This window comes from Vibrio sp. V42_P2S4T144 (assembly GCF_009904715.1).
Lineage (GTDB): Bacteria > Pseudomonadota > Gammaproteobacteria > Enterobacterales > Vibrionaceae > Vibrio > Vibrio alginolyticus.
Window position 1 is genome coordinate 1 of record NZ_WXWS01000582.1, and the last position, 7,068, is coordinate 7,068.

6 protein-coding genes are annotated in these 7,068 nt (G+C 44.6%); 3 read left to right on the forward strand and 3 right to left on the reverse strand.

All coding sequences use genetic code 11. The annotated features are described in order from the left end of the window. Window positions 1-869, reverse strand: an 869-nt coding sequence (locus CAG68_RS19175; protein ID WP_161441523.1) for a LysR family transcriptional regulator, incomplete at its 3' end; no start/stop codon positions are given. A gap of 171 nt (window positions 870-1,040) precedes the next feature. Here CAG68_RS19175 and CAG68_RS19180 point away from each other — a divergent pair. Next, window positions 1,041-1,616 (forward strand): class I SAM-dependent DNA methyltransferase, encoded by a 576-nt coding sequence (locus CAG68_RS19180; RefSeq protein WP_017821100.1) that lies wholly within the window; start codon window positions 1,041-1,043, stop codon window positions 1,614-1,616. Window positions 1,617-1,765: 149 nt separating this feature from the next. On the opposite strand, the gene CAG68_RS19185 is transcribed toward CAG68_RS19180, so the two are convergent. After that, window positions 1,766-3,739, reverse strand: coding sequence for an acetoacetate--CoA ligase (locus CAG68_RS19185; RefSeq protein WP_161441524.1), 1,974 nt, complete (start codon window positions 3,737-3,739; stop codon window positions 1,766-1,768). A gap of 222 nt (window positions 3,740-3,961) precedes the next feature. Here CAG68_RS19185 and phhA point away from each other — a divergent pair, with 222 nt between their 5' ends. Together phhA and CAG68_RS19195 are read left to right on the forward strand one after the other, a co-directional pair. Beyond that, window positions 3,962-4,756 carry a phenylalanine 4-monooxygenase gene (phhA, locus tag CAG68_RS19190; RefSeq protein WP_005375564.1) on the forward strand — a complete coding sequence of 265 codons (795 nt, stop codon included), beginning with the start codon at window positions 3,962-3,964 and terminating at the stop codon, window positions 4,754-4,756. After that, window positions 4,746-5,084, forward strand: a complete 339-nt coding sequence (locus CAG68_RS19195; RefSeq protein ID WP_005375563.1) for a 4a-hydroxytetrahydrobiopterin dehydratase — start codon at window positions 4,746-4,748, stop codon at window positions 5,082-5,084. The genes phhA and CAG68_RS19195 overlap by 11 nt, the downstream gene beginning before the upstream one ends. 71 nt (window positions 5,085-5,155) lie before the next feature. On the opposite strand, the gene CAG68_RS19200 is transcribed toward CAG68_RS19195, so the two are convergent. Continuing rightward, complete coding sequence (locus tag CAG68_RS19200; protein ID WP_161441525.1) at window positions 5,156-6,925, reverse strand: choice-of-anchor I family protein; 1,770 nt, start codon at window positions 6,923-6,925, stop codon at window positions 5,156-5,158. Window positions 6,926-7,068 lie beyond the last annotated feature (143 nt).

A 7,068-nucleotide genomic window follows, 5' to 3' on the forward strand; every position in this document is an offset into this window, starting at 1 on the left:
AATAAATACTCGCTCAATTTATCTGCTAACCACGTCATTGCTGGATGCTCAGTATGGCCGTTAGGTGAAAACATACAGTAGTCTTCTTGCGTCAATCCGTATGTGTGTTTGATAACGGCGAGCTTCTGCTGACGAAGGTAATGGCGGATTAATGGTTCTGGAAGCACGCCCCAAGCGTCTTCTTCTAAGATGGTGTTCAGCATGTAGTCAAAACTCGAAAAACCAATATATCGAGTCGAGAAAGGTTGCAGTTCAGGGTTGTCTTTCTCATTTAGGTACACCATTAGTGCTTGCATCTGACTACGTAGATCTTCGTCTGAGACACGGCGCATCTTACTTAGGCGGTGTTCTACACTGCATACTGACATCATACGTATCTTGCCTAATGGGTTATATACGATACGAGGATCGTCTACTCGCTCATAATCAACGCCGAAAGCAAAATCTACTTGGTGGGTACTGACCAAGTTGGCTAAGTCGCCACTGGATGCCAAGATTAAGTTGAAGGTTGTTGAAGGAAAGCGGTTATTCAATGTATGAGATAATTCTTGCCAGAGATCATCAGGTAAGGAGTCGTCACGTGCTACCCAAACTTCCGCGTTAAACCCTTCCGAGATTTGAGCGCAGGTCTTTCTGACCCGTTGTGCGATGATAAGTAGGTGTTCGCAATCTTTGTAAGTGGCTTTCCCAGCTTCAGAGAGGGTGAGCTGGTTGCCAGTTCGGTTAAACAATTCAACGTCGAGATCTTTCTCTAATGCCTTAATCGACATACTGAGTTTGGTACGATTGCAGTCGAGTTGCCTTGCCGCTTCAGAAACAGAACCACACTCAGCGATGGTGCAGAAGGCTTCTACTTGAGTTAAGTTCATGATTTGACACAACCAATAAATGAATTCAAATAATTTGGGTATTATGCAGATGCGCTCCCAAAGCCATGAAAGATTATCGAAAAAAACGCGAATCCGCCAGATAAGTCTATGGTCTTTTAACGGTTTTGCGGTAATCTATGTGGGTTACAAAAAGTGAACATGGAGGCCACGATGGCACAAGATTGGGACGGCTTAGCAAAAAACTGGGAATCAAATCCAGCAACAGAGCAATTTGCGCAGTCGGTGTTTGAGCAGTTACAACAGCTAACTCAGCTTGATGGCATTAAAGTACTAGATTTTGGATGCGGAACAGGGCAGTTAAGTCAACGATTGTCACCGATGGTTAAAGACATCGTAGCATTAGACGCATCGGAAGCCATGATTGAGGAACTCGATAAAAAAGAGCTCGTCAACGTAGAACCTGTGGTAGATGCATTATCTCGCGGCTTGGTTGCTCAGCACCCTGCGTTTCGTGGACAGTTCGACTTGGTGGTTGCATCATCAGTTTTAGCGTTCGTGGAAGACTTAGACGCGTCATTAACGATCTCACATTCTCTACTTAACCACGGCGGCTATTTTGTTCATTTTGATTGGATTGCAGAATGTGAACAAGACGGTTTTACCCTTGCGAAGTCTGAGCGTGCACTGAAAGAAGCGGGTTTTACTGAAGTTGAATCGCAACACGTTTTTGACATTACATCTGATGGTAAAACAATGTCGGTATTAATGGGGCTTGGTCGTCGCTAATACTGCTGAATAAAGAACACAAAATGACAAAAGCGAGCTAACAAGCTCGCTTTTTTCTTATCTGCTGAGGGTATATGTAACTTCACTTGCTCTAAACAAGTCGTCGTGGTGCAGGCAAGGACATACTCGAACAACTAAGTCTTCGGAGGTTATTTTGAGACGACTATCCTGCGTATCTCCTCCAGCACTTCAGGGTTGGCTATTGCGCCTAAATTTTCGACGTTTCGGTTGTTAACGACTTGCTTAACGGCTAACTCGACCAGCTTTCCTGAGCGTGTCTTAGGTATATCGCTTATTGCGTAAATCGCACTAGGTACATGCCTTGGAGAACATGCAGACTTTAGCTGTGCTTTGATGGAAGCGATCATCTCGTCATTGAGCTCTACCCCTTTGACTAATTGGACAAACAGCCATACTTGTTCGTTGCGATCGACTTCTTTTCCTACTGCGATCGAATCTAGAATACCGTCTATACAGTTCACTTGCTGATAGATTTCGGCCGTGCCGATTCTTACGCCACCGGGATTCAACGTAGTATCACTTCGACCATAAAACACGTATCCCCCAACGCTGGTCTGTTCAACATCATCGCCGTGGTGCCAAATATTGTCGAATTTATCCCAATAAGCGCGATGATATCTCTCACCGGTGTCGTTCCAAAAGCCAGCAGGGAAGTTGGGTAATGAATTGGCACAAACCAACTCACCGCGATCTCCCATTACGCTATTACCTTGTGGGTTAAAGACTCGGACATCGACCCCTAACCCTGCTGATTGGCACTCTCCCCGATAAACGGGAGAAATAGGGTTGCCTAATACAAAGCAGCCACAAATGTCTGTTCCGCCAGAAATCGAGGCGAGGTGTACATCTTCTTTAATGTGCTGATAGACATAATCAAACTGTTCTGGATACAGAACAGAGCCCGTTGAGCAAATGGTTTTCAGACTTGGAAATGCATCACTTTTCTGCGGAGAAAAAGATGCTTTTTCCAGCGCCTCTAGGTATTTTGCTGAGGTTCCAAACAGCGTCACTTCGGCTCGTTCTGCGAGGTCCCAGAGCACATCATGAGTGGGGTAAACAGGGCTACCATCAAAAATCACCAAACATGCACCGCTCGCGAGTGAAGAAACGTGCCAGTTCCACATCATCCAACCGCAGGTCGTGTAATAAAACACGCGTTCGTTCGGTTGAATATCGCAATGCAGTTGATGCTCTTTCAAGTGATTAAGCACCGTTCCGCCGACGGAATGAACGATGCATTTCGGTTTGCCTGTTGTGCCTGAAGAATAAAGCACAAATAGCGGATCGTTAAAATTCACACGAGTAAAAGTCAGCGCTTCGGGTGTGTATTGATTCAGGACGTTTTGCCAATCTTGGGTGCAGACATCGCATTCAAAAATGTGTGGTTTAAGGTAGCTAATTTGGCAAACTTGTTTAAGACCTTCAAGATGATCCGCAATATGCTGGTTTTTCTCTGACATATCGAAAGTTTTGCCATTGAATGTATAGCCATCACAAGTAAACAGGATTTTGGGTTTCACTTGACCAAAGCGCTCCAAAACGCTTTCGACGCCAAAATCAGGTGAGGTGGAAGTCCAGGTCGCCCCTAAACTGGTGGTTGCTAGCATGGCTATCACCGTTTGAGGTAGGTGAGGTAAATAACCAGCGACGACATCACCTTGCTTAATTCCACATTCTTTCAACCATTGCTGCACACTCGAAACTTCTTCGCACAATTGTTTCCAGGTGTAGGTCTGTTTTTCTTCACGTTCATTTTCAAACCAAATAGCGAGATCATCGGGTTGGTGACACGCGTAGGTTAGCAAATTTTCGGCGTAGTTAATTTGTGCGTTTGGGAACCATTTTATATCCCTATTTTCAACAGGTTGCTGCCAGCGACTTTCTGCTCGCTCTTTTATGGTCTCTCCCTGAGTGCCAATGACGTCGCAGAATAGCCAAACTTCCTGCCAAAATTTTTCTGCATGATCGAGTGACCATTGATGCAGATCAGCGAAGCTTTCAAGGGTACTTCCTTGTCGATTAATGTGTTCAATAAACTGTGTAATGTTGGCTTCTTCGATACGACTTTCGCTCGGTTGCCATACTTTGCTGCTCTCGCGCATAGGTCCCTCTATAACAAAGTGATAACAGGTTCTAGTTTGAGAGGAATACACGATAAAGTCAAACAAGCCAGATATTATATCGTGTCATAAAAATCATGAAGTTACGATGCATTGTAAACAATATGTTACATCGGGATGATGCTGAGAAAATCGCGCAGGGATTGGAAGCTCTTAAGACTACAGATAGGCTTAATGTAAAGGATTTGTTAATGGAGATGAGCCATGACCCAGTATCGTTCTAAACCCGTAAACCAGGAAGGCAGGGTTGAATGGAGCCGTGAAGAAGACGCCATTTGGCGAGATTTGGTAACACGACAAATGGGTGTGATCCAAAACAGAGCTTGTGAGGCTTATTTACACGGTTTGACGCTGCTTGATTTACCTCAAGACCGCGTTCCTCAGTTACCAGAAATTAATCGTGTCTTGATGGAGACAACAGGTTGGCAAGTGGAGCCCGTTCCCGCGCTTATTGATTTCGACCGATTTTTTAATCTACTCGGTAATAAGCGCTTTCCAGTCGCCACATTCTTGCGTACAAGAGATGAGTTCGATTACTTACAGGAGCCAGATTTCTTCCACGAAATATTTGGTCATTGTGCGATGTTAACCAACCCAGACTTTGCTGCATTTACCGAGCATTATGGTCAACTAGGGCAAGCCGCTACCCCAAAACAAAGAGCCTATCTCGCTCGTCTCTACTGGTTTACTGTAGAGTTTGGTTTGGTGAAAGAAGGGGACAAAACCAAAATTTACGGTGGTGGTATTCTTTCATCTCCTGGCGAAACCCTTTACGCATTAGAGAGTGATGCAGCAATTCGCGACCCATTTGAATTACAAACTGTGCTGAGAACGCCTTATCGTATCGACATCATGCAACCGAAGTACTACGTGATTGATGACTTTTCTCAGCTTTTTAAAATCAGTCAGTTAAATTTATTGAAACAAGCCGATCTAGCGATTGAAGCTGGACTGCTTCCTCCACTTTTTGAACCAAAGGAACCTGCTCATGTTGAATGAACAAAAATGCGAAGCTTGTAGTATCGATGCCATTGCACTAAGCAAAGAAGAACAACAATCTCTGCTGCTGCAATTGTCTGATTGGCAGATCATTGAAAGAGAAGATATACCTCAACTAGAAAAGGTGTATAAATTTAAGAACTTCAAACAAGCATGGGCTTTCAGTAACAAAATCGCGGAACTGGCAGAAGATGAGTTCCACCATCCTTCTATTTTGTTGGAATGGGGTAAGGTTACCGTAACGTGGTGGAGTCACTCTATCAAAGGTCTGCATAAAAACGATTTTATCTGCGCATCAAAGTGTGACGCGCTAGCATCGGCAGAGTAGGACATTACCTCATACAAAAAAACGCCCGGCTTACGTCGGGCGTTTTGGTTCTAAATGACTTTTACATTACTTTATAGATTGATTCGGAAGACGGATGTCGTGCCCGATACCTCATTGCCAACGGCGATAAAATGACCACCGTTACGGGTAAAGTAATTAATGGATTCTGGACCTAAATCGCCTGCTTTTGGATTGTATGTGTCGTTCATGCATTCGCCATCTTCGACTTCTGTACATACTGGCTGATTGTAATTACGGCGGTTGACGTAATGCATAAACTGCGCTTGTTTCGGGTCTGTGATGTCATAAATCATGATACCGCCTTGACGCTCCAAGCCGATAAACGCGTAATGACGACCGTTAATTTGTGCTACTTCAATCGCCTCTGGCTCAATACCTTTATCATCACTTCGGTCATCGCCACTATTATTGTTATCGTTGGTGCTGTTGAAGTTCTTGCCTTCATTCAGCAGCGCGATAGTCGCGAAATCGTCACCACTATCGAAGACCAAATTGCCGTTTTCATCCCAAATCGAGAATGAACGCGCGCCAAATGATTGAACATTCTCTTGTGCAGAAAGCGTTTGCTCCGGCTTAATCACTTTTAAACGCGCGAGTTGTTTGTTGTCTTTTAGTGCCTCTGCCAATGGGTGTTCTGCTGCCACTTTCAGCTTCTTACCGCGCACTTCATCAATATGGCTTAAACAGGTTCCTTGCTCAGATGTATATTCATCTGTACCGAGGTAATCGTCTTCATCCCACATAAAGCCAGCTTTGTCGCACAGTTCTTGAGTGGTTTTGAATTCGTACTCACGCCCGTCGCCTTCATTTGCCGATACGATGTAAGTACTCCCATTCACTGAGTAGCTGTCGATAGTGTCAGGCATAAATAAGCCAACCAGTTGTGGGTAGCTTTTCAAGTTCCCAATGATTTTGTCTTTGTTGGATGCATCGAGTTTAGCGCCCGACCAAGACTTCTCACCTAAGCCAACAATTTTTTCTACCGATTTGCTCTCTGGATTGACGATTGCCATGGCGTTATTTTCTTGTAGCGCGACATAGATTTTACCGTTATCTGCAAAAGTGAGGTATTCAGGCTCTAGATCTTGTGCGACGGTGGCGTTTGGCCCCGAAATACGCACATTCATTGGGAGCTCTGCTTTTCGTGAACCATCAAATTCGTTAAAGCCAATTTGTGTCACTTCTGCTTGAGTAACACCAAGGCTCAGATCGATCAAAGTGATACTACCTTCAGGGTCAATGCTGTAATCGCTGTTTGGTTCTCCTTCATTAGCGGTTGCGATGTATCGGCCATCTTTTGAGAAGCCAACCATGTCTGGCAATGCGCCTGTTGGGAAAGTCGTGACTAATGACAAATCGTCGGAGCGGTACAAGCCAACAATACCATTCGCTTGTTTATTACTGTTTTCAATCGCAACTGCTACCAAACCATTGAATACAGCGACACTGTTTGCTGCGCCAATTTCAATGCCCGCTGCTTCGCCAGCGCTGTTGAGATCGATGAATGCGCTTTGCGTTGGTACGCCGTTGTCATCCATAGACATTACATCGACACGTTTTGCTTGAGCATTAACCACATAGAGCTTATCTGTACAAGCGTCATAACTGACGATTTCAGCTGCCGATGTGTCGAATGGAGCATCAGCAACGGATGTTCCGATAAACGTTAAACCTTGAATTGACGTTTCCCCAGTAACGGGGGCAGTGGTAGGTTTGCATTGTGTAGCGAATGAAGCCACGGTATCTTCGGGTTGTGATGAACACGCGATGGCAAGTGATGACAATGCGAGTACACCGATTGCCTTTAAAGGGGTGATCATGATATCTCCTTATCAATCCGATAGGTTGTCAATCAGCATGGGTTTTATGCTGCTGTCCATTTCCGCAACTGGAATGATAGAGCGCTGAATGACGTTTGATTTGGTAAGGCTCTGAATATATGTATGATTGATGACTCTTATAT